Raw genomic sequence first — 23,069 nt, forward strand, 5'->3', positions numbered from 1 at the left:
TAGCATTGCGTAACGCACCTAACCATCATCTCCTTCATCACTTCATAGTGACAGCAGTTCCCGATATTCACAAAATACAGATATTAATAATAAAACTCTTGTGGTGCGGGCATCTTGCCCGCACAAAATGTACTTCACTCAAAGCTACTTGCTGTAATTTATCTCCTCATCAAATCCCGCGAAAAAAGTAGATTTAGGGGTTGACAATTGATTTGAAAAATGTTATCATAGAAACGACGAGGAAGAACTATCATCAAATAATCAGAAAACATCCTAGGGTGTGTTAGCATTGCGTAACGCACCTAACCATCATGTCCTTCATCACTTCATAGTGACAGCAGTTCCCGATATTCACAAAATACAGATATTAATAATAAAACTCTTGTGGTGCGGGCATCTTGCCCGCACAAAATGTACTTCACTCAAAGCTACTTGCTGTAATTTATCTCCTCATCAAATCCCGCGAAAAAAGTAGAATTAGGGCTTGACAATTAATTTTAAAAATGTTATCATAGAACCGACGAGGAAGAACTATCATTAAATAATTGAGGCTTGCTGATAGCGTAGCGTGGCGTTAGCCATATAAACCTAAAACCATTTATTAACAAAGGGTTTCGCGGATTTTTACCACAAAAAAGTGCCAGGTTTTGGCTAATGGTGTTTCAAAATGAATTGCATTTTTCTTTGTCGGATTTGGAAAATTGCCGTGTCTGCCGTGTCTGCCGACAGGCAGGAGGATATCCAGACAGTTAAAACTGTTCCCAATTAAGAGTTAAGAGTTCCCTTCTCTCAACTTCTCGGTTTAGCATAATAAGTACCGGAGAACTTTAACTTTTCAAGGAGAAACAGCCATTGGTAATTTAGAAACAGAAAATATTGTGGTTAAAGGAGGTAATTCTGGACAGAAAGTAATAACAAAAATTATCCCCCAAGAAAATAGGTAATACAGCAGTTCCCAGTATTATGAAGTACAGATTTAGGATTATACAATTTAGCTGCGTAACAGCTTAACGATAATCTCTGACCAAATGGGGACACCCCTACTTTTGAAACCCTCTACGTTGTCCATAATATATGGTTTTAAATTTGACCTGATTTGTTCCTGGATGATAAATAGTGTAAGTAGCTTCTCCTGGGGTTCGTCCCACATTTCCTACCCCAACTACTTGACGGGAACCGGTGGTGACTATTTCTGGGGAAAATTGACTATCTAGAGTGGTAATTTTACTGTTGATAGAACCCCCTTGTAATTTGTATTGGAAGGTTAAACCAGAACGACCGCAAAAGAGGTTATTCGCTTGCATCCGTGATAATCTATCTAACATTTGTATGGGAGGAGTTTGGGGATTAAGTTCTTCACTCACACCCACGGTTGAACCATGTATTAATAAACAATCTAACTCAAAAAAACCAAAATCGAGCGATCGCAACCATTGTACTGTTTGACGAGAAACACAATCCCACAATCTTTGTACAGTGTCACCTCCATATTTTGCTATCAATTCTGGTGCGTCTGCGGTTGGTCCCCAACCATGTAAAATTAAACATTGTTCTTCCCACCATCCTTTACAAATCATCGGTGCTAATTCACCCCGTCGCAGTGATTTGACTCTTTGTACCAACCCTTCAGATTCCTGTGTTGGACCGACTAAATCACCGATAATGTATAATGCCTCTATATAACGGCTTTGACGTTTAATATCAGCCATTACAGCCTCATAGGCTGACAAATTTCCTTCAATTCCACTCAAAATCGCCCACATAATCAATTTTAGATTTTAGATTTTAGATTTTAGATTTTAGATTTTAGATTTTATCTGGTACAAACATGAGTTGGATCATCTGCGCGTTCTGCGTATTCTAAGCCATGAGCCAAGCGCCAAGCAAAAATTTCTGGTAATCCTTTTTGGATAATTGCTGCACAGGTTTTTTGATAATCATAAGTAACTTCTCGTAAAGTCACCGCTTGATTATCGGTTTCGTAAATTACATAAGTTGCATTTGGTCGTCCATGACGTGGTTCTCCCACAGAACCTACATTAACAATCTTTTTCAGAGGAGATAAAAAATTTATTTTACGTGATTTTCCTTGAGTATCAACTTCAATTTGTAACTCACCAGAATTCAGATCACGAGCATAAGGAACGTGAGTATGTCCACAAAATAGCACATCTGAACCTGTAGAAAGTACCCGTTCTAAAGCCACAAAAGCATCAAGTTCTGGTAATAAATATTCATGGTTACTATGGGGACTACCGTGAACAAAGGCCAAATTTTGCCATTGTAGACTATAGGGTAAATTAGCTAAAAATTCCCGATTTTCTGGGTTAATTTCCTGATTTGTCCATTGGTGAGCTTTAATTCCTCTTTTTTCTGCCAATACTGAAGGATAACTACAATCACAAGCGTTTAATCCCTCTACAATATCTTCATCCCAACAACCAGCGCAAGTAGGAATATCTAAAGAGCGAATTTTATCAATTACAGCATTTGGTTGCGGTCCATATCCCACTAAATCACCAACACAAAAGATTTTTTCGGCTTTTTGCTGGTCAATATCTAATAGTACAGCATCTAAAGCTTCATAATTACCATGAATACATGACATAACAGCTATTTTCATACTTCTTGACCTTCTAGTAAAATTTGTTGTACCTGTTGTTGATATTGAAAAATTAATGATTCAGACAAAAAGCAATCTAATAATGTTTCTTTTAAGGCTGTTTCAGCTAGATTTTTTCCTACTATTTCTATCCCACTAAATCGTTGAGGTCTTCCTTGTAAATGTCGTGGTAAATCTAATTCTAAAAAGTCTATTTGGGGAACACCAGAAACAAAATCACAGTAAAGGGAACGTCCGTCATTAACATCAAAAATTGCCTTAGCGCGAGTAACAATACCATAAGCACCATGAGTTATTTCATACCAAAATTCCTCTAAACTATTTTCATCTATAACTTGACCTGTAGTTTCTACTCGCCATAGATTTTCTATAATTATACTTGGGACTGGCGCACCATATATAATTTCCTTTGTCCAATGATCATATTCAGAGTTTTTCAAATCGGGAGGGATAATTGCCACCGCGCGGTAATTTAAATTACCTAATATTTTTGATATAGCCTTTAACTCTAGATAAGAACCTAATTCGATATAAACACTATCTGCGGTAGGGATATGATCAATAAATTCAATTTCTTGACCATCACTAAATATTTTTAAATCAGGAAAATCAGTAGCTATTTTAGTTTGATCAATGGGAATATTACCCGTTCCCAGACTAAAATAAATTACTTTTTTAGAAGATATAATCTCTCGAATCTCTTGACAAATCCAGGTAGTTTTGCCAGATCCAAATAATCCAGCCACAACAGTAATCATGGGCGTATTCATGAGTAAACTAATAATAAAAATTATGTATAGGTTGACAAAATTTCCACAGAATTAAAAAAACAACTTCTTGCTCCAGTATGACAGGCTTGATCACCAACTTGGTCAATCTTAACAAGAATTGTATCACCATCACAGTCATAAAAAAGCTCCTTTAGCTTTTGAATATGTCCAGATGTTGCTCCTTTATGCCATAATTGGGAGCGAGAACGACTCCAATAATGAACTTCACCTGTAGCTAGGGTTTTGACAATTGATTCTGCATTCATCCAAGCCATCATTAAAACAGTACCATCGTAGTAATCTTGAGCTATGGCTGGAATTAAGCCCTGCTCATTAAATTTCAAATTTTCAATCATTTCAGTAGTATTGGCTAAATCGAATTTTATCTTAATCATTTATTTCTCATCATTTGCGTTTATCTGCGTTTATCTGCGGTCAAATATTTTTCTTTTTACCTCTAATAAATTCAGGATTGATAATTCATCATGTAGAGACAGATATATCTTATCTCTACATAATACCAACCAAATTTATCTCAAAAAAGGCCTTTAGTAAAAGTTAGGATTGTGTCGAATCAAATTCATAAATTCTTCACGAGTAGATGCGTCTTCAGAAAACACACCACGCATGGCGCTGGTAACAGTCCAAGAACCTGGTTTTTGCACTCCTCTCATCACCATACACATATGAGTTGCTTCAATGACCACTGCAACCCCTTTAGGTTTGAGTAAACCTTGCACTGCATCAGCAATTTGTAAAGTCAACCGTTCTTGTACTTGTAAACGTCGAGCATACATTTCACAAATGCGAGCAATTTTTGATAAACCAATGACTTTACCATTAGGAATATAAGCGACATGAGCGCGACCAATAATCGGTAATATGTGGTGTTCACAGGAGCTAAAAAGATCAATATCCCGGACTAAAACCATTTCATTAGCATCTTCCGTGAAAACTGCTCCATTTAATAGTTCATCCAAAGATTCATGATATCCATTCGTCAGAAACTTTAAAGCTTTAACAACTCTTTTGGGAGTATCTTTTAACCCTTCTCTATCAGGATTTTCTCCCAATCCAATCAACAAAGTGCGTACAGCTTGTCTCATATCAGCTTCTGTTACAGTTGGTAATTCTTGCCGATATAAGGATGAAATGTCAGCAGTAGAATTTAGCTCTGGACGAATAGATAAAGTCATTTTTTTAGGTTAATGGGGATGATTTATGAGCAAAGTTAATAGTTTCATTTATAAACTATATTTATAAATAGCTATTAACTAAATTTGATTTGATGAATTTGAGAATTAATGAAGACTTCTAACCTAACTATAACAAACATTCGTTAAGTTTTGCATGAATCTCACTAGCCTCTAATTTTCTACCAATAAAAACTACCTGATTTTTAGGTTGATTAGGCCATTCGTCAGCGTGCAAAGTGTAACGAGGTCCACTGAGTTGAAAGATATGACGCAACTCACTATCACTAAACCATAAAATTCCTTTAGCACGAAATACATTTTTCGGTATTTCTTCAGTCAAAAAATGCTCAAACTTATGGACATCAAATGGTTTATTACTTTGGAAAGAAATTGAAACAAACCCATCATTATCTAAATGATCGGAGTGATGATGATGATGTTCATGTTCATGTTCATGTTCATGTTTATGTTCATGTTTATGTTCATGTTTATGGTCATGTTCATGTTTATGGTCATGTTTATGACGATCTTCATCATCAGTGACAATATACTTATGTATTGGTGTTAAACTCACATCTAAAATCAATGGTAAAGCAACTTCACCATATTGAGTATGTAAAATTTTCGCTCCCCTTTTGACATCATGGATAAAATCTTCTAATTCTTGTATTTTTTCTGGCTTCACAAGGTCTATTTTATTGAGGAGAATAATATCTCCATAGGTAATCTGTCTTAAAGCTGCTTCACTATCGAAATGTTTTTCATCAAAGGCTTCAGCATCTACCACTGTAATAATTGAATCTAGGTTAGTTAAATCCCTCAATTCTGTTCCCAGAAAAGTTAAAATGATTGGTAAAGGATCAGCAACACCTGTAGTTTCAATAACTAGATAATCAATGGGATCTTCCCTTTCTAGAACTCGATAAACCGCATCAACTAAACCATCATTAATTGTACAACATATACAGCCATTACTAAGTTCCATCATAGCTTCATCTACAGAAATTAGTAATTGACTATCAATGTTAATATCACCAAACTCATTGACGAGGACAGCGACTTTTAAATCTTGTTTGTTTTGAAGAATCTGATTTAAAAGCGTAGTTTTACCACTTCCTAGAAACCCTGTAATTATAGTTACTGGCATTCCTCTTTTGGGTATTTCAGGAATTGCATTTTTTGCGTTTAAACTGATTGTATTCATCTGAAAATATGGGTTTTACTTGACAAAAAAAGTACGGTAAAAGTGAATTTTTAAGACAAGTTTTTCCTTGTCATACTGAATAAACTGACCATAGCTCACCAAAATGATAACCGTTATCAAGTTAACACAAAAAAGTGTGAATGTGAATGATTTTGTCATTTATTTGCCAAAAAATCTTTGCCACTTCCTGAATAGAACCTTAACTCAACATCAAAGCCACTTCTTTGGCAAAATAAGTTAAAATTAAATCAGCACCAGCCCGTTTCATACTGGTTAAAGTCTCTAAAATCACCTTTTTCTCATCAACCCAACCCTTTTGAGCGGCCGCTTTAATCATTGCATATTCACCACTAACATTATAAGCTGCAACTGGTAAATTTGTGGCTGATTTTACTTGGCATATAATGTCTAAATACGCCAAAGCTGGTTTTACCATGATAATATCCGCACCTTCAGCAATATCAAGTTTAACTTCTTTTAAAGCCTCTTTAGCGTTAGCCAGGTCCATTTGATAGGTTTTTTTGTCACCAAATTTGGGCGCGGAATCTAAAGCATCTCGAAATGGTCCATAATAGGCAGAAGCATATTTAGCCGAGTATGCTAAAATCCCCACATTTATATAACCTTCAGCGTCTAAAGCTTGACGAATTGCCCCAATTCTACCATCCATCATATCAGAAGGGGCAACAAAATCAGTTCCTGCTTCTGCTTGAGAAAGTGCCATTTTCACCAAAACTTCTATAGTGGGGTCATTAAGAATAATTCCATTTTCATCCACTAAACCATCATGACCATGGGTAGTAAAAGGGTCAAGAGCGACATCAGTAATGACAATTATTTCCGGGACTAGCTTTTTAATGGCTTTAACCGTTTCCTGTACTAATCCCTGCTGGTTGTAACTTTCTGAACCTGTTTCATCTTTGTCTTCCTCTGGAATTACTGGGAAAATTGCTACAGCATTAATTCCCAATTGTGACACTTCGGCCATTTCTTTCAGGAGTAAATCCAGAGAAAAACGATAACAACCGGGCATAGAAGATATCTCTACTTTTTCCCCTTCCCCCTCCATGACAAACACGGGATAGATCAGATCATCCACAGTTAAAATTGTTTCCCGTACCATCCTCCGTAGAGTTTCAGTACGACGCAGACGGCGGGGACGTTTAAGCAAGCTTTGAGACGACATATAAGATTAACCAAAATGATAACCATTATTATAAATCATCCCGTTCACCCCACCACCAATTAATTTGATTTTACAGCAAGTAGCTTTGAGTGAGGTACACTTTGTGCGGGCATCTTGCCCGCACCACAAGAGTTTTATCATTAATATCTGTACTTCATAAACGGATAACTGCTGTAATTTTCCTCCCTGTTTGGAGGGAATCTGCGCGAAACAAAAACCAGAATTCCCGATCAAAATCGGGAATTACCACTAAGGAACATCAATAGGAATCAAACCATTTTCCGGCACATAACTAGAAAAACAACCATCATCAGATAACACCAAAATTAACCGTAGAGGATAATCGGGAGGAACTTGCAAATCAGCCCAAGGTATTGCTATTTCTAGACAAGAATCTAAAGCAACTTGAGCGCGAGTAGCACGAGGATACCATAAATGATTGTCTCCTGCTGCTCGAAATTGCACCGACTGACTCAGTAAATTCACTTCTAAATGATGGTGAAATAGATAATTTAAGGGTGCTGTATCTGGTACTTCAGCTAAAGGTATGGAACTATTCACCATTGTCCGCTCAGGATAATACCAGAATAGGTGTAAATCTGGTGGTATGTCCCGACCGGGAACAGCACCGATTTTAAAATCTACCCGCACGTAAAAGTTTAAATGGTCTACACCATACCAAAGACGCTGAACAGTGCTACTACTGTGCATTGTTCCCCTCGCACCACCCACTTCTATCCGTCCGGCTCTATCCCAATCTTGCTCATCACCTTTACCATCTATGTTAGGATGGATAAATCCCTCTGGTCTGTGGTCTAAACGGGCTGCATGGATTTCTAGGGGACTGTGGAGATAGGGTGGCACAGGTTCATTTAAGGCTTTGTAAATACCGTGCAGATGTTCCCGAAATAATTGGTCAAAAATGGCATCTTGATTAGAAGAATGGCCTTCTCCAAACCACCAAAACCAATCTGAACCTTCAGCAGCATATAAGGCTTCCCAGGCTGCGGGGTTGTTTTCTTCTGTAGCTTCCGGGTGATTTGCTAATACTTGTCTAGCTGCGGTGAGATAGTCCCAAGCGCGGTTTTTAACCGGGTCTCCTATCCATGTGGTAAAATTGCCATCTACCCAAGAACCGCTATGGAGTTGTTCACTTTTTATGGTTGCGGTGGGAGGGAATTGGTCAATAAATTCCGAAACGGTGACAAGTTTGATGTGGGGTTCATGACTCAAACTTTCGTATAGTGTTTCTAGGAAGTCTTTACCGTCATGGGGATAAAATTCCCAACAATTTTCCCCGTCTAGAGCAATTGTCACTAACCAAGGTTGATCATCGTCACTTTCTTTTTGTTGTTTAGCGATCGCTTGCAAATGTCCAATTAAATCCGCTGCTGCTTTCTTTGCCGGCATAGATCCATAGGTAAAACCAATTAAATCCGATAACCTATGATCCCGAAAAACTATAGATACATCACCAGCAGCAGTTTGCAGACGATAGGGACGATAAAGCAATTGTGGTTGCTGTACATTTCCCGCAGCATTGCGATGAAAAAAGTGTTTTAATGACCAGCCTAAAACCGCTTCATCTGAACAAATCCATTTAAAACCTTGTTTAATAATATACGGTAAAATTTCTGGACTAACGGACTGTTCCGAAGGCCACAAACCTCTAGGCTCTTGTCCAAATCTATCTATATATAAATCCCAGGATTTTTGTAAATGTCGCGGTATATCTTCTACCCACCCAAACCGCTGTTTAGGTAATGTCATCTGCGGCACTGCTACCCGTCCCGCGTTGGTATCAGCTAATAGAGGCAGAATGGGGTGAGTATAGGGAGTCGTGGTAACTTCTAGTTGACCACTTTTCTGCATTTTCCGATGTTGGGGAATAATTTGACTGAGAATTTGCCGCTGTTTGGAATAAATGCGCTGGCGATCGCCTAAACTAAAATCACGTCCTTGTTCTAACCAAGCAGCAATTTCCGGGTCATGCCAAAACAAAGGATCAATCCAAGCCAAATTATGCCAAGCTAGTAAATCACCATAATCTGACAATTGCCAGTTTGCTAAACACCATTGCTGTCCCTGTTCCTGTCTTTGATAATATAACTGGGCATAACGAGGATGGGGATCAATCAAAGTATGATGGTTAGCATCAAAGAAATGTTGAATAATAAACTCTTTTTGTTCCCGGGTCAACTGTTCCACAGCAGTCAAACTAGCAGTTAAATAGGGGTCAAAAGCCGTACCCGCAACATAATCCTCCAGTTGTAATATTAAAGAAGGTACTAAATTTACCGTTTGGTGCAACTTAGGATACTTTTCTAACAATAATACTAAATCCAAATAATCCTTAGTTCCATGTAAACGGACCCAAGGCAAGCGATACTGTTGACTAGTCACCAGAGAACTGCCATTTTCAGGAGACTTGTACAAAGGTTGATGTTGATGCCAGATAAATGCAACGTGGAGAGGATGAGACATAAGATTTATAAAAGAGTAGTAATAGGTAATAGGTAATAGGTAATGGGTAATGGGTAATGGGTAATAGGAATATCTTACCAATCACCAATTACCAATTACTCACGGGTTAGATAACTTGCTCTACTTCAGAGATTTCAGGAATCATTTCCTTGAGACGACGTTCAATACCCATTCTCAAAGTCATAGTCGAACTGGGACAAGAACCACAAGCACCCTGTAACCGGAGTTTAACAATTGGTCCATCTAATTCGACAATTTCTACGTTACCACCATCAGAAATGAGATAAGGGCGCATTTCATCTAGTACGGTTTCTACATTTTCTAGCGTTAATTGCATTGTTCCTGTCCTACTTCTTGATAAATTGGTAATTATCCGAGTTGCTAATGATCTAGTTTAGGCTGATAATTGTCCGTTGTCCGTTTTCAGTTGTCACTTAACTGAATCTGAGAATAAACAAACTCAGTAATTGATTGCGGAGTTTCAGTTTTTCCGTCTTCATACTCTGCCACTACCTGGTTTGTCAAAATGTAATAATCACCAAACTTTTGATATGTATCCGTAAATTTGAGAATGCTATTAACATCACCTGTTTGCGAATTACGAAAAACCACATGATAAGCAGAAGGGATATAACCGCAGTCTGTAGCTAGAAAATCATCATAATTCATCTCCAAGGCCATACGACCCATAACCCGAACCTCTTGATATATTTTTTGGTTACGGATTTGATAGTGAGAATCAGTATTCCCACCCTTGACAAAAACCATTACCCCATCATTTTCTACAGACTCACCTAAAATAAACTGATGTTGACCATAGGAATCTAAAAAACTGGTTTTTTGACAGCGGGTAACTACTTCCTGTAACTGAATATCAATTCCTGCTGCTATTTGTTGATCTGCGACTTCTGTAACTTGTATATTCAGGCTGGGGTCAATCTGAATCTTACCACTATAAACCTCACCTTCCTGTAGCAGTTGCACATTGGCAGCATAGCCAGGAAAATTCTCATCCCAAGTGTAACGACTTTCATAAGCAGTTTGAAATAAAGTTTCTGCTGTTGACTGAATTGCCATATCACCACTTTGACTGCACTTCTCTAATAGTTTAATGCAAAGTTGTTGTTTTTTAAATTATACAGAAATATATTTGTGTTTTTACGTGGGATGTGGTAATTGGCAGCTTTCCAGAGGATTATATTTACCTAGTCTACTTCTAAAATAGCATAAATTAAAATGTCAGAATCAGGATGTCCAGGATTTGAGGATTTTCAGGATAAAAATAATATTCTCTTCGTGTGTTCCTGTGTGTTATGTTTCGCGCAAAGTCGCAAAGGGGCAAAGACGCAAAAATGTAAATCTTTTATACAATCAATTCTGCTGGCCTTTTTATCTCACCTAAAGACGCAAAGACAAACCAAAAATCTCACAATCACATCCTGTTAATCCTTAAATCCTGGACATCCTGATATGGCTACGCCACGCTTCGCTATCAGACAAAATTTTAATTAATTACATCATTAACAGTCATCCATTAATTTGTAAATTTTGCGGATTGTTGAGAATAAAATGATTATCTTCTTTGACTAAATCACCTATACAGTGAATTGGCAACCTTTCTTGATAAGCTTTAATAGCTAAGATATAATCCTGATTATTTAAAACTGTTTTAATTTCTTTTAATTTCTCAAACACTGCACCTAATAATGTAATTTCTCCTCTCAGTTTATCAATTTCTGGAGTGGCGATTTGCATGACAACACCTTGAACAGTAAAGTTAGGATAATTGGTGATAAATTCGCTTAAAATATCAAATTGATCTCTATTTTCTACTATCTCTAATGTTTTCAAAATATCGCTAATTCTTTCAGCATAATCTCCTAAATTATGTTGGAGAGGTAGCAAAATTTCATATCCATCTGCGGTGTCTTTTTTTAATCGCCAAATTGCCCCAGCATCATTATAAATTCTTCCTGTTTCTTGCCATCCTGTAGCTTGCAGGTGTGTCTGGATAATATCAGGTTGAACTGTTGTGAGTATTTGACTATCTTTGATAGTAACTTTCATGGCAAATCTTTGATCGCCCTAATGTATGTGATGCTAAATTGTTCCTTTTGTTGATTAATATCCATTAAATTAGAAATCTAAAATCAAATTAAAACACTCCTAACAATACCCCAAAAATTCTTTTGTCAGAATCAGGATGTCCAGGATTTAAGGATGTACAGGATGGGTATTTACTGTTATTTTAACATATTAATTGTCAGAATCAGGATATCCAGGATTTAAGGATGTACAGGATGGGTATTTACTGTTATTTTAACATATTAATTGTCAGAATCAGGATATCCAGGATTTAAGGATGTACAGGATGGGTATTTACTGTTATTTTAACATATTAATTGTCAGAATCAGGATGTCCAGGATTTAAGGATGTACAGGATGGGTATTTACTGTTATTTTAACATATTAATTGTCAGAATCAGGATGTCCAGGATTTAAGGATGTACAGGATGGGTATTTACTGTTATTTTAACATATTAATTGTCAGAATCAGGATGTCCAGGATTTAAGGATGTACAGGATGGGTATTTACTGTTATTTTAACATATTAATTGTCAGAATCAGGATGTCCAGGATTTAAGGATGTACAGGATGGGTATTTACTGTTATTTTAACATATTAATTGTCAGAATCAGGATGTTCAGGATTTAAGGATGTACAGGATTTTCATTATCTCAATATTGTCTGTCAAAATTATCCTTAACTACCTCTTGACAAAGTTCTGAATTTAGCCTATCATTGAATTATAGTGGGAATCTGTGTCGCCATATATAGTCATGTTATTAACAGGCTCATAGAAAAACAGATATCAAACATTCCCAAAAACTCATCAACCCAACCATTATCAAACATCCTGTTAATCCTTAAATCCTGGACATCCTGATTCTGACAAAATATTATTGTTATCATCCAGAGCCTCCCGTGGGCATTCCCCGGCAGAGCCAGGGAACGAGGGAAATATAGTGGAGGCAGAGCCTCCCGTGAGCATTCCCCAGCAGAGCCAAGGAACGAGGGAAAATCTCACAATCACATCCTGTTAATCCTTAAATCCTGGACATTATCTCGACTTCGCTCGATAACCACCTGATTCTGACAAAATATTATTGTTATCATCCAAAGCCTCCTGTGAACATTCCCCAGCAGAACCAGGGAAAGAGGGAAAATCTCACAATCACATCCTGTTAATCCTTAAATCCTGGACATCCTGATTCAGACAAAATCACAATTAACATCACCAAAGAAACTCCCTACAACCCTTTTAATAAAGCCATTATTTGTTCATAAAGGGCAGTATTCCCTTGAGCCATGAACAATTGCGCTGCTCGTTGCAGGTCTTCTCTGGCTTTTTGTTTGTCACCAAGTTGATAATAAACATATCCCCGTCCAACGTAGGCTAGGGCATAGTTAGGATTAATCTTGATAGCTTGGGTGTAATCATCTATTGCTCCTGGCTTATCTCCTAATTGATAACGGACAATTCCCCGGTTGTTGTAGGCTAGGGCTAAGTTAGGATTAAACTTGATAGCTAGGTTGTAATCATCTATTGCTCCTGGCTTATCTCCTAATTCATCACGGACATTTCCCCGGTTGTTGTAGGCTAGGGCATAGTTAGGATTAATCTTGATAGCTTGGTTGTAATCATCTATTGCTCCTGGCTTATCTCCTAATTCATTACGGACATTTCCCCGGTTGTAGTAGGCATCGGCATAGTTAGGATTAATCTTGATAGCTAGGTTGTAATCATCTATTGCTCCTGGCTTATCTCCTAATTCATTACGGACATTTCCCCGGTTGTAGTAGGCATCGGCATAGTTAGGATTAATCTTGATAGCTAGGTTGTAATCATCTATTGCTCCTGGCTTATCTCCTAATTCATTACGGACATTTCCCCGGTTGTAGTAGGCATCGGCATAGTTAGGATTAATCTTGATAGCTAGGTTGTAATCATCTATTGCTCCTGGCTTATCTCCTAAATCATCACGGACAATTCCCCGGTTGATGTAGGCTTGGGCATAGTTAGGATTAAACTTGATAGCTAGGTTGAAATCATCTATTGCACCCTGCTTATCTCTTAATTCATAACGGACAATTCCCCGGTTGTAGTAGGCACCAGCATAGTTAGGATTAAACTTGATAGCTTGGTTGTAATCATCTATTGCTCCTTGCTTATCTCCTAATTCATTACGGACAGTTCCCCGGTTGTTGTAGGCTTGGGCTAAGTTAGGATTAATCTTGATAGCTTGGTTGTAATCATCTATTGCTCCTGGCTTATCTCCTAATTCAGCACGGACAATTCCCCGGTTGGTGTAAAATGCTGCACGGGGACTAAGTTCAATGGCTTTATTTATCGCTGCTGCTGCTTCTTTATATCTTTTTAAATCCCTTAAAACTAAATACTTCTCATTATACAAATTAGGATTATTGGGCTGGAGTTGAATGGCTTGATTTATGGCTGCTAAGGCTTTATCCAGTTGGTTTGATTTTCTATAAACTAAACTTAAATTATCCCAAGCAGGAACAAAATTAGGTTGAGACTTCACCGCTTGCTGTAATGCAGTTATAGCCTCTGGATAGTCTCCACTCCAATATAACGCCAAACCCTTACCATAATAAGCCAGGTGAATAAACTTTGGTTTCTGCTTAATTGCTGCGTCAAAAGCCTGTATTGCTTCTGGATAACGACCTAACCGCCACAGTTGATTTCCCCTTTCTAACCATTGACTGGCGGTAGTATTGCCTTGGGAAACATCTACTGATAAAATCGCTGTTTGAATAGACTTAACTTTTTGTTGATTTAGTTCTGGTGTTGGGGTGGTTTCTATCTTTTGGGCTTGGGTATTCAGTCGGGTAGCTAATGCCAAAAATGTACTCACCGGAATACCCAAACTATTACCTAATTGGATAGTTTCTTGACTACTACTATTATTATCAATAGCAGCTTGTCCCTCAGTTCTGCCATGAATACCAATGACTCGCCCTTGGGAATCTAAAACAGGTCCCCCACTCATACCGCCAAAGGTGATACTACTATAAACTAATTCATATCCTCCTGTTAAAGAAGCTGCTGCTTGGGCTGTACCAGAACTATTATTGTTAAAATCTGATTGGGTAGTAGTTAATAATCCTGTTTCCTTACTATAAATTTGTCCCAATGTGAACCGCCAAGGTGATTTTTCTCCTAACCTGGGATAACCCGCCGTGAACATATATTCATCATCTTTAGTGGGATAATTTGCTAAAGTCGCAACTTGATAATTTTCCCCACTGGTGAATTTAACTACTGCTAAATCTACCCCTGCTTCTAATTTAATGGTGCTGGGTTCTACGGGATATTGTTTACCATCTACTGTGAGGATTTTATAAGTATTTGGCTCACATGGTCCTACTTTATCTGGTGGTTTACAAACTACATGAGCAGCAGTTAAAACGGTGTAAATATCTCCTTGTTTAGCGATAATAATTCCTGAACCATTCCTACCGCTACTGCTATCAATTCTGACGGTAATTTGTTTAGCTTTTGCTTCTAATTCTCCTAACCACCCTGTTAATGGTACTTCTGCTATTGTCTGTTTAATATCTGGTATAGGTAAATTATAAGCGGTGAGAACTTCTGGTTTGACCTGACCTAAAACGGTTTTAATGGGTATTCCCCAACTCAGTTTTCTAAATTCCTGAATTTCTGTATTTGTGGGGCGTTTTCCGTTGGTATAAATATAAGCAGTATTGGACAAAGGATAGGAACTAATCCCATTAATTCCTATTAAATTTCCTGTATTACTAATAATTGCACCGCCACTCATTCCTTGTTGAATATCGCTGGTATAGCCAATTTCATAACCATCTTTTAAACTCGGTTGAGAAATTATTTGTTGTACTTTTCCTGTTGTCAATACTAATTTATCCTCAGATACAGCATATCCTGCGGCCATAACTGGTGTTTCTAAGTTAATATCAAAGGAGGCGATTCTGTCAGCAATTTCTGATGGTAAACAATATTTTTGATTAGATGTAAATTCTACTATGGCTAAATCGAATTTATCAAAGTTAGTATTAGGTAAAATCTTAGCTGCATATTTTTGACCATCGGCTGTGATAATATTGATATTATTAATTCTTCTGACAACGTGGGAATTAGTCACTACTAAATAAGAATTACCTTTTTTAGCGAAAATTGTCCCGGAAGCGCCTCTTTCTTTGTCTCTGACTCTAACTGTAATTTGTTTAGCAATGGTTTGTAATTGTGGGTCTGAATAAATACCGTTTTCTGGGTCTGCTGGTCGTAATTTGCACCTTTGTGAGGTCTGTGTAAGTAGTTTTGTTGTCTTGGTTTGGGTTTCTATTGCTGACACTGGATAAGGTAGCAGCAGTAAGCAGGAGATAATAGCGATTTGACGTTTCATGATTAGTTAAATAGTGTTTTTATCAGTAGTGATTTACCCCCCTTAATCCTCCCTTGTAAAAGGGGGAAACCGGAGTTTACTTCCCGTAAAGGGGGGAAACCGGAATCCTGTCCCCTCTCCTTCGCAAGGGGAGGGTTAGGGTGGGGTATTTTGTTATTTAGAGATATTTTTGAGATATTCACCCAGATTTAAGTAAGTATTTTCACCTGAATTTTGCCAAGTTAGGTCTGAAGTTCTACCTTCTCTGATATCCTCAAGTTCAGCTAGAACTGTAGTGGGATTTACACCTGGTCTGACGCTAAATAAAATATTGTTTTTATTGCATTCACCAGGTTTAGCCGCACAGATAACTCCCAAACCATTCAACCTACCGGTAGTTAAATAATCTAATCGGCCTTGTTCGTAAAATTGCTGGAATTTTTTACTTACTTGTTCACAGCGTCTTTTAGGAGTCCATTCGCTACTGGGAAAGGAGTCAGATTTCCAAGCAATTATGGGTACATAAGGGTTAGGTTTTTTGTCGGGAACGAAGGCCATGGTAGTGGGAACTCTTTCCGTATTACCTTGGTAAGAAATTGAACGACAAGCAAAACTAACTTCTTGCTTGGGAATCTCTTGACTCAAACCGGGGTTAACACTCAGGGTAACTGTTAATGCGGTGAATGCTAAGGTATTAGTTAATGCTGGTAGTTGCATAATGTTTGACCTTTGATTACTGAATTTTGGTGATTATGGTGCTACTTTTATTTAAACTTTATAGGTGTTGGTGAGTGAAAATATGAATTTTCCTCACCCAGAGGCGCGGAGACGGGGAGTTTGAGACATGGAATTTTTGATTTTCATGTCTCAATTCAGCAAGGCTACTTGATACACACATAATTGATTATATACTAATCTTTTGAAAATATTCAGATATTTACTCGGAAGTTAATTTTATGATACAATCCAACTTGATGGATTAATCCTGTACCTCTATCATGTACTATTGTACCCGACCGCACTGCCCTAGTCCCGAAAACCGTTTTCCCGACTCTCCAGACCCTCACACTACGTCGGGAATATTCTGTCAAGCTTGTGGAATGCCTCTAATATTAAGGGGGAAAAGAGGACATTATCAAACTATTAAACCTGTGGGAAAAGGAGGATTTGGTGCTACTTTTCAAGCTATTGATTTAGATTCTGTGAATCAGCGTCAATGTGTAATCAAACGACTGAATATTAAAATTGATGAAATTCGAGAAGAATATAAGAACCCGGAAATTGTTGACAAAATTGTTGAAGGAATCAAAGCAGCTTTTGAACGAGAAGCTCAGGTTTTAGAAGTTTTAGGTGATAAGAGCGGGAATATTCCCAGTTTATATGATTATTTTTCCTTTACCGCTCCTGCTTTTGGTCAACAAGAAGAACTTGAGTTTAAATATTTAGTACAACAGTATATTGAGGGTGAAAATCTATCTCAGGAACTCAGAAGAAAAGGTCGTTTTTCCGAAACAGAGATTTTAGATTTTTTAAAGCAAATTTTAACGGTTTTACAATTTATTCATGACCAAAATTCTATTCATCGAGATATTAAACCTAGTAATATTGTTAGGGAAACAGCAACACAAGAACTATTTTTAATTGATTTTGGGGCGGTGAAACAAGTTGTTTCTGGTGAAACAAATATAAAAAAATCTCTACCTATTTTTACAAAGGTGTACGCTTCTCCTGAACAAAGGGAAGAAGGAAGAATAGGAGAAGTTTATCCGTCTAGTGATTTATATAGTTTGGCTGTTACTTGTCTGGAGTTACTCACAGGTACAACTCCCGTTGATTACCTTAACAATAATTACCGAAATTGGCGACAACAAGCTAGTAAAATTATTAGCCCTTCTCTAGATAATATTTTAGATAAAATGCTCAAGGTTAACCCTAGACACCGTTTTCAGTCAGCAGCAGAAGTTATGACGGCTGTAAATGAATATCGAATAACTACACCACGGACTGAACCAACGACAATTATTCCTAAACAACTTAAAACATTACAACCTTTACTGATCAAATCGGTGTTTTTAATAATTCCAATAATTGCGGGTGTGATAGGTGTTAATAGTTATTTGCAATCATCAACTAAAGTAGTAGAAGTAGTAGAGGTAGTAGAATATGCAAAATCTGGGATTAAGTTTAAATATCCTAAAAATTGGCAAGAAACGCCAGCCATAGATAAATTAACGCGAATTATTCCCAAAAATATGATCTCATCTTCTCTAACTCCAGAGTTTTTTATCACTATAGATGAGTTATTCCAGTCGGAGACTTTGGCAGATTATACTAAGTTTTCTATCAGACAAATTGAAGCATTAGGACAAAATGCGAAAATTATCAAATCTGGACAAATACAACTTGGTGAAACACAAGGTTATCAAGTAGTTTATGAGTTCAGAGACAATATCCACAAGCTAAATTTCCAAGAAATGCAAGTATGGATTGTTAATGGTAAAAAAGCCTATATTCTTACCTATCGCGCTGAAGACAAATCCTATCCAGAGTTTGCGAAAACTGTGGAAGACACTATAATTAAATCCTTTAGACTGGAAAAACCCACCTCTGACAAACCCATAAGTCCAATCTGGTAATTAAGTCTTAATTACAAAAAAAGGGAATAGGGAACAGGGAACAGGGAACAGGGAACAGGGAACAGGGAACAGGGAACAGGTTACAGGTTACAGGTTACAGGTTACAGGTTACAGATAAAAAACACCGACAACTGACGACTTATTACTCCACATTGGGCAATAATACTACATTTTAAAGATGTGAAGACCGATCTAGCTATTCCGCCAAATATTTTTACAATGATCCTATTAAACGGTAGTTTGTTATTCTAAAAGCTTATGCAGCCGACTAACCCCAATCAATTTACAGAAAAAGCCTGGGAAGCGATCGCTCACACCCCCGATGTGGCCAAACAGTATCAGCAACAGCAGTTAGAAAGTGAACATCTGATGAAAGGGTTACTGGAACAGGAAGGACTGGCCAGTGCGATTTTCACCAAAGCCGGCGCAAACTTGCAAAAAGTCCGTGATCGGACTGAGCAGTTTATTCAACGTCAACCCAAGGTATCCGGTTCTAGCACTTCCGTATATTTAGGACGCAGTTTAGATACATTGTTAGACCGGGCAGAAAAATATCGTCAAGAATTTAAAGACGAATTTATTTCTATTGAACATTTATTACTAGGTTACGCCAAAGATGACCGTTTTGGCAAGAGTCTCTGTCAAGAATTTGGTTTAGACGAAAACAAACTCAAAAATATTATTAAAGAAATTCGGGGGAAACAAAAGGTGACTGACCAAAATCCAGAAGGTAAATATCAATCACTAGAGAAGTACGGTCGGGATCTCACGGAAGCCGCCCGCAAAGGTCAACTAGACCCGGTAATCGGTCGTGATGATGAAATTAGACGTACAGTACAAATTCTCTCCCGCAGAACCAAAAATAACCCGGTTTTAATTGGTGAACCTGGGGTGGGGAAAACTGCAATTGCGGAAGGTTTGGCACAGCGCATAGTTGCGGGTGATGTTCCCCAATCTCTCAAAGATCGTAAACTCATTAGTTTGGACATGGGGGCTTTAATTGCGGGGGCTAAATTCCGAGGTGAATTTGAGGAACGTCTCAAGGCCGTATTAAAGGAAGTCACAGAATCTGGTGGCAATATTGTCTTATTTATTGATGAAATTCATACCGTTGTTGGTGCAGGTGCTACCCAAGGGGCGATGGATGCGGGGAACTTATTAAAACCCATGTTAGCGCGAGGTGAGTTACGCTGTATTGGGGCGACAACTTTGGATGAATACCGCAAATATTTAGAGAAGGACGCGGCTTTAGAAAGACGCTTTCAACAAGTTTATGTAGATCAGCCTAATGTGGTTGATACAATTTCCATTTTACGCGGTTTGAAAGAACGTTATGAAGTCCATCATGGGGTGAGAATTTCTGATAGTTCTCTTGTGGCTGCGGCTACTTTGTCTAATCGTTATATTAGCGATCGCTTTCTCCCTGACAAGGCCATTGATTTAGTAGACGAAGCCGCTGCTAGACTGAAAATGGAGATTACTTCTAAACCTGAAGAACTGGATGAAATAGACCGGAAAATTCTGCAATTGGAAATGGAAAAACTCTCTTTACAAAAAGAAAGTGATCCTGCTTCCCGTGAACGTTTGGAAAGATTAGAAAAAGAACTAGCTGACTTAAAGGAAGATCAAAGAACTCTCAGCAGTCAATGGCAATCTGAAAAAGATATTATCACTAAAATTCAGTCCATCAAAGAAGAAATTGACCGCGTAAATTTAGAAATTCAACAAGCCCGAAGTGAGAGAAACCAGGATCTCACGAAGGCTTCGGAATTACAGTATAGCAAATTACCAAATTTACAAAACCAATTACAATCCGTAGAAACCGAACTTTCCCACACCCAAGGTACAGGAAAATCACTATTACGGGAAGAAGTCACGGAAGCCGATATTGCGGAAATTATTTCTAAATGGACAGGTATTCCCCTGCATAAATTAGTAGAATCAGAAAAAGAAAAACTGTTACATTTAGAAGATGAATTACATCATCGTGTTGTCGGTCAACAGGAAGCTGTTACTGCTGTAGCAGACGCTATCCAACGTTCTCGCGCTGGACTTTCTGACCCCAACCGTCCCATTGCTAGTTTTGTATTTTTAGGTCCCACAGGTGTTGGTAAAACTGAACTCGCTAAAGCTTTAGCGGCTTATATGTTCGACACTGAGGAAGCCATGGTACGGATTGATATGTCCGAATACATGGATAAACATAATGTTTCCCGTTTAATCGGTGCGCCTCCTGGATATGTGGGCTATGAAGAGGGAGGACAATTAACCGAGGCCATTCGTCGTCGTCCTTATGCGGTGATTTTATTCGACGAAATCGAGAAAGCGCACCCTGACGTTTTTAACATTTTCCTACAAATTCTTGATGATGGTCGGGTGACAGATGCCCAAGGTCGCACAGTGGACTTTAAAAATAGTATCATCATTATGACCAGTAATATCGGTTCTCAATATATCCTTGATGTAGCTGGGGATGACACCCGTTACGATGAAATGCGGAATCGGGTTATGGAAGCGATGCGAAATAGTTTCCGTCCAGAATTTTTAAATCGTCTGGACGAATTAATTATTTTCCACAGTTTACAAAAATCAGAATTACGGCATATTGTCCAGTTACAGGTAGATAGGTTAAAACAAAGATTAACTGACAGAAAAATATCTTTGAAATTATCGAGTTCTGCCCTGGACTTTTTAGCAGAAGTAGGATATGATCCGGTATTTGGTGCAAGACCGTTAAAAAGGGCTATTCAGCGGGAATTAGAAACCCAAATAGCCAAGGCCATCTTACGGGGTGATTTTAGTGACGGTGACACTATTTTTGTAGATGTGCAAAATGAGCGTCTTTCCTTTAATCGCTTACCCGCAGAAGTGTTTACGGGTTAGAGCCAGGGGTTCAGGGGTGCAGGGGAGAAGTATTTTTCTTGCTACTGACCACTGACCACTGACTACTGACTACTGACTACTGACTACTAAGCAACTTAAAATGAAGAACCTGGTTCTTCTAAAAATTCCTCCTCCTCTGGGGTGGAAATACGTCCTAAAATGGCGTTACGATGGGGAAAACGACCAAATCGGGCAATTATTTCTTGATGTCGAAAAGCTGAAGCGATCGCTTCAGCACTATCAGGATCATGACTAAGTTGTTGAAACAGCTTAATACACTTCCGTTGATCATCTGGGTTTTCACTGTGTTCAAAGGGTAGATAAATAAACCAGCGTTGTACAGCCAATAGTTGTCTATCATAGCCCTTGTCTATAGCCTGTTTTGCTAATGACAGTGCTTCCCAATCCGTTGCAAAGGCTTGAAGAGTATCACGAAACATATTCCGGGGAAATTGATCCAGCAATAGAATTAAAGCCAGACAGGTTTGGGGTGTGTTCATCCAATCATGCAAATATCCTGCTACCGCTTTTTGGTAAGCTTCTAGAAACAGGTTGCGGACTTTACTATCGAAATCTGGTTGTTTATCAAACCAGAATGGTTGAATTTTCCCATAGTTGGGGTCATTTGCATGACCAAACCAAAAATCCAAAATGGTAGTTGCCTGGGACATTGCTATTATTTATGATTACAAAGCACTTGTCGCATTTTACAGAGATTTGCTGGCAATTCCAAATTCATGGCTTGTTGAATAAAAATTGACGGAATGGGAATATTGGGGGTGGCTTGTACAGTGTAAGCTAATAGAGTACCATTACCCATGTCTTTAAGTTCTAAATTAGCATGAAAATCTGTAAATGTGCCTCTTTCCATGCGAAACTGAACCTGTTGTCCTACTACTTCCACCACACGCAGATAAATTTCTACTTGAGCCGTGAAAAATAAAAAAGCTTTTTGTGCAGATTGATACAGACGTTTAATATCTCCTTTAGAGATAACTTCGCTTTTAGTAATGTCAGGAAAATATTGTACCCAACGGGGGTAATCTGTAATTTGTTGCCAAACATGAGATCTAGTTAAGGGAATATACATACAAGCGGTAACAGCACCACCCCAGTTAGTATGGGATTTCGTTTGTAGTAATACTTCACCCTGAATCAATAATCTCTGCTGATCTTGATTCCAGAGTATATCTGATAATGGTAAGTTGGCATCAGCTATACTTTTAAGATTGGAGTTTGACATATATGATATTCTCGCAGATATAGTAATTTTGGCGACTTTTTCACCGATTTTTTATTTGGGCTTAATTGAATTTACGTCGCTTGATTTTAATTACAGTCAAATTCATGGATTTTTCGCAGACAATTAGTCTAAAGTTGATTTTAAATGATCAGATCATAATTTCTGCATCAGCGCGTAAATTGGAGTTAAGAGGAAAACACCGTGAGTCAATCTTCCTTAAGTGGCAAATTAATCCAGGGTTTTGGTATTCTCTTGGGTATAAGTGTAGCCCTATTTCTACTCAGAGGTTTTGGTATTATTACTAATTTTCCTGGTGGTTTAATTACTTTACTGTTTTTTGGGGCGATCGCATTGGCAATTTTAAGTTATTGTTCAAAAAGATGGTGGCGTTTATAGGCAAA

General features: G+C 38.0%; 19 protein-coding genes. 4 read left to right on the plus strand and 15 right to left on the minus strand.

Going from position 1 to position 23,069, the window contains the following annotated elements; genetic code table 11:
* Positions 1–191: hypothetical protein (locus H6F62_RS20740; protein WP_206755834.1), on the plus strand; the 191-nt coding region annotated here is incomplete at its 5' end.
* Between the two features lie 849 nt (positions 192–1,040).
* On the opposite strand, the gene H6F62_RS16330 is transcribed toward H6F62_RS20740, so the two are convergent.
* The 13 genes from H6F62_RS16330 to H6F62_RS16390 all read right to left on the minus strand — a co-directional run bounded on the left by H6F62_RS16330 (position 1,041) and on the right by H6F62_RS16390 (position 16,623).
* Positions 1,041–1,769 (minus strand): metallophosphatase, encoded by a 729-nt coding sequence (locus H6F62_RS16330; RefSeq protein WP_137907362.1) that lies wholly within the window; start codon positions 1,767–1,769, stop codon positions 1,041–1,043.
* A gap of 44 nt (positions 1,770–1,813) precedes the next feature.
* Entirely contained in the window at positions 1,814–2,623 is an 810-nt protein-coding gene (locus tag H6F62_RS16335) for a metallophosphoesterase family protein (RefSeq protein WP_190372496.1), read from the minus strand.
* Complete coding sequence (locus H6F62_RS16340) at positions 2,620–3,393, minus strand: GTP-binding protein (RefSeq protein ID WP_190372497.1); 774 nt, start codon at positions 3,391–3,393, stop codon at positions 2,620–2,622. Before H6F62_RS16340 ends, H6F62_RS16335 begins: the two co-directional genes overlap by 4 nt.
* A gap of 20 nt (positions 3,394–3,413) precedes the next feature.
* Positions 3,414–3,788 (minus strand): phosphoribosyl-AMP cyclohydrolase, encoded by a 375-nt coding sequence (gene hisI / locus H6F62_RS16345; protein ID WP_051289716.1) that lies wholly within the window; start codon positions 3,786–3,788, stop codon positions 3,414–3,416.
* Positions 3,789–3,941: 153 nt separating this feature from the next.
* Positions 3,942–4,589 (minus strand): GTP cyclohydrolase I FolE, encoded by a 648-nt coding sequence (gene folE / locus H6F62_RS16350; RefSeq protein ID WP_137907359.1) that lies wholly within the window; start codon positions 4,587–4,589, stop codon positions 3,942–3,944.
* 127 nt (positions 4,590–4,716) lie between these two features.
* Complete coding sequence (locus H6F62_RS16355; RefSeq protein ID WP_190372498.1) at positions 4,717–5,793, minus strand: GTP-binding protein; 1,077 nt, start codon at positions 5,791–5,793, stop codon at positions 4,717–4,719.
* 199 nt (positions 5,794–5,992) lie between these two features.
* Positions 5,993–6,979, minus strand: coding sequence for a porphobilinogen synthase (hemB, locus tag H6F62_RS16360; protein WP_137907357.1), 987 nt, complete (start codon positions 6,977–6,979; stop codon positions 5,993–5,995).
* Positions 6,980–7,228: 249 nt separating this feature from the next.
* The gene (locus H6F62_RS16365) at positions 7,229–9,463 is read right to left on the minus strand and encodes a glycoside hydrolase (protein WP_137907356.1); all 2,235 of its coding nucleotides are present in this window, start codon (positions 9,461–9,463) and stop codon (positions 7,229–7,231) included.
* A gap of 106 nt (positions 9,464–9,569) precedes the next feature.
* Positions 9,570–9,800: a NifU family protein gene (locus tag H6F62_RS16370; protein ID WP_028084912.1), complete on the minus strand. Its 231-nt coding sequence runs from the start codon at positions 9,798–9,800 to the stop codon at positions 9,570–9,572.
* Positions 9,801–9,886: 86 nt separating this feature from the next.
* Entirely contained in the window at positions 9,887–10,540 is a 654-nt protein-coding gene (locus H6F62_RS16375) for a DUF3386 domain-containing protein (RefSeq protein ID WP_190372499.1), read from the minus strand.
* A 450-nt stretch (positions 10,541–10,990) separates the two neighbouring features.
* Positions 10,991–11,530 carry a hypothetical protein gene (locus tag H6F62_RS16380; protein ID WP_190372500.1) on the minus strand — a complete coding sequence of 180 codons (540 nt, stop codon included), beginning with the start codon at positions 11,528–11,530 and terminating at the stop codon, positions 10,991–10,993.
* Between the two features lie 1,244 nt (positions 11,531–12,774).
* Positions 12,775–15,927, minus strand: coding sequence for a serine protease (locus tag H6F62_RS16385; protein WP_190372501.1), 3,153 nt, complete (start codon positions 15,925–15,927; stop codon positions 12,775–12,777).
* 153 nt (positions 15,928–16,080) lie between these two features.
* Positions 16,081–16,623, minus strand: coding sequence for a COP23 domain-containing protein (locus H6F62_RS16390; protein WP_137907352.1), 543 nt, complete (start codon positions 16,621–16,623; stop codon positions 16,081–16,083).
* 281 nt (positions 16,624–16,904) lie between these two features.
* Between H6F62_RS16390 and H6F62_RS16395 the strand changes: the two genes are divergently transcribed.
* Together H6F62_RS16395 and clpB are read left to right on the plus strand one after the other, a co-directional pair.
* Positions 16,905–18,542, plus strand: a complete 1,638-nt coding sequence (locus H6F62_RS16395; RefSeq protein WP_242026049.1) for a serine/threonine-protein kinase — start codon at positions 16,905–16,907, stop codon at positions 18,540–18,542.
* A 258-nt stretch (positions 18,543–18,800) separates the two neighbouring features.
* Positions 18,801–21,425: an ATP-dependent chaperone ClpB gene (gene clpB / locus H6F62_RS16400; protein WP_190372502.1), complete on the plus strand. Its 2,625-nt coding sequence runs from the start codon at positions 18,801–18,803 to the stop codon at positions 21,423–21,425.
* A 95-nt stretch (positions 21,426–21,520) separates the two neighbouring features.
* Here the strand turns inward: clpB and H6F62_RS16405 are convergent, their stop codons facing one another.
* The gene (locus H6F62_RS16405) at positions 21,521–22,096 is read right to left on the minus strand and encodes a DUF924 family protein (protein ID WP_190372503.1); all 576 of its coding nucleotides are present in this window, start codon (positions 22,094–22,096) and stop codon (positions 21,521–21,523) included.
* 5 nt (positions 22,097–22,101) lie between these two features.
* The gene (locus H6F62_RS16410) at positions 22,102–22,668 is read right to left on the minus strand and encodes an SRPBCC family protein (protein ID WP_190372504.1); all 567 of its coding nucleotides are present in this window, start codon (positions 22,666–22,668) and stop codon (positions 22,102–22,104) included.
* A gap of 201 nt (positions 22,669–22,869) precedes the next feature.
* On the opposite strand from H6F62_RS16410, the gene H6F62_RS16415 reads away from it, so the two are divergent.
* Positions 22,870–23,064: a hypothetical protein gene (locus tag H6F62_RS16415; RefSeq protein ID WP_028090074.1), complete on the plus strand. Its 195-nt coding sequence runs from the start codon at positions 22,870–22,872 to the stop codon at positions 23,062–23,064.
* Positions 23,065–23,069 lie beyond the last annotated feature (5 nt).

Origin of the sequence: Anabaena sp. FACHB-1391, assembly GCF_014696755.1 — a bacterium.
Classification (GTDB): Bacteria; Cyanobacteriota; Cyanobacteriia; order Cyanobacteriales; family Nostocaceae; genus Dolichospermum; species Dolichospermum planctonicum.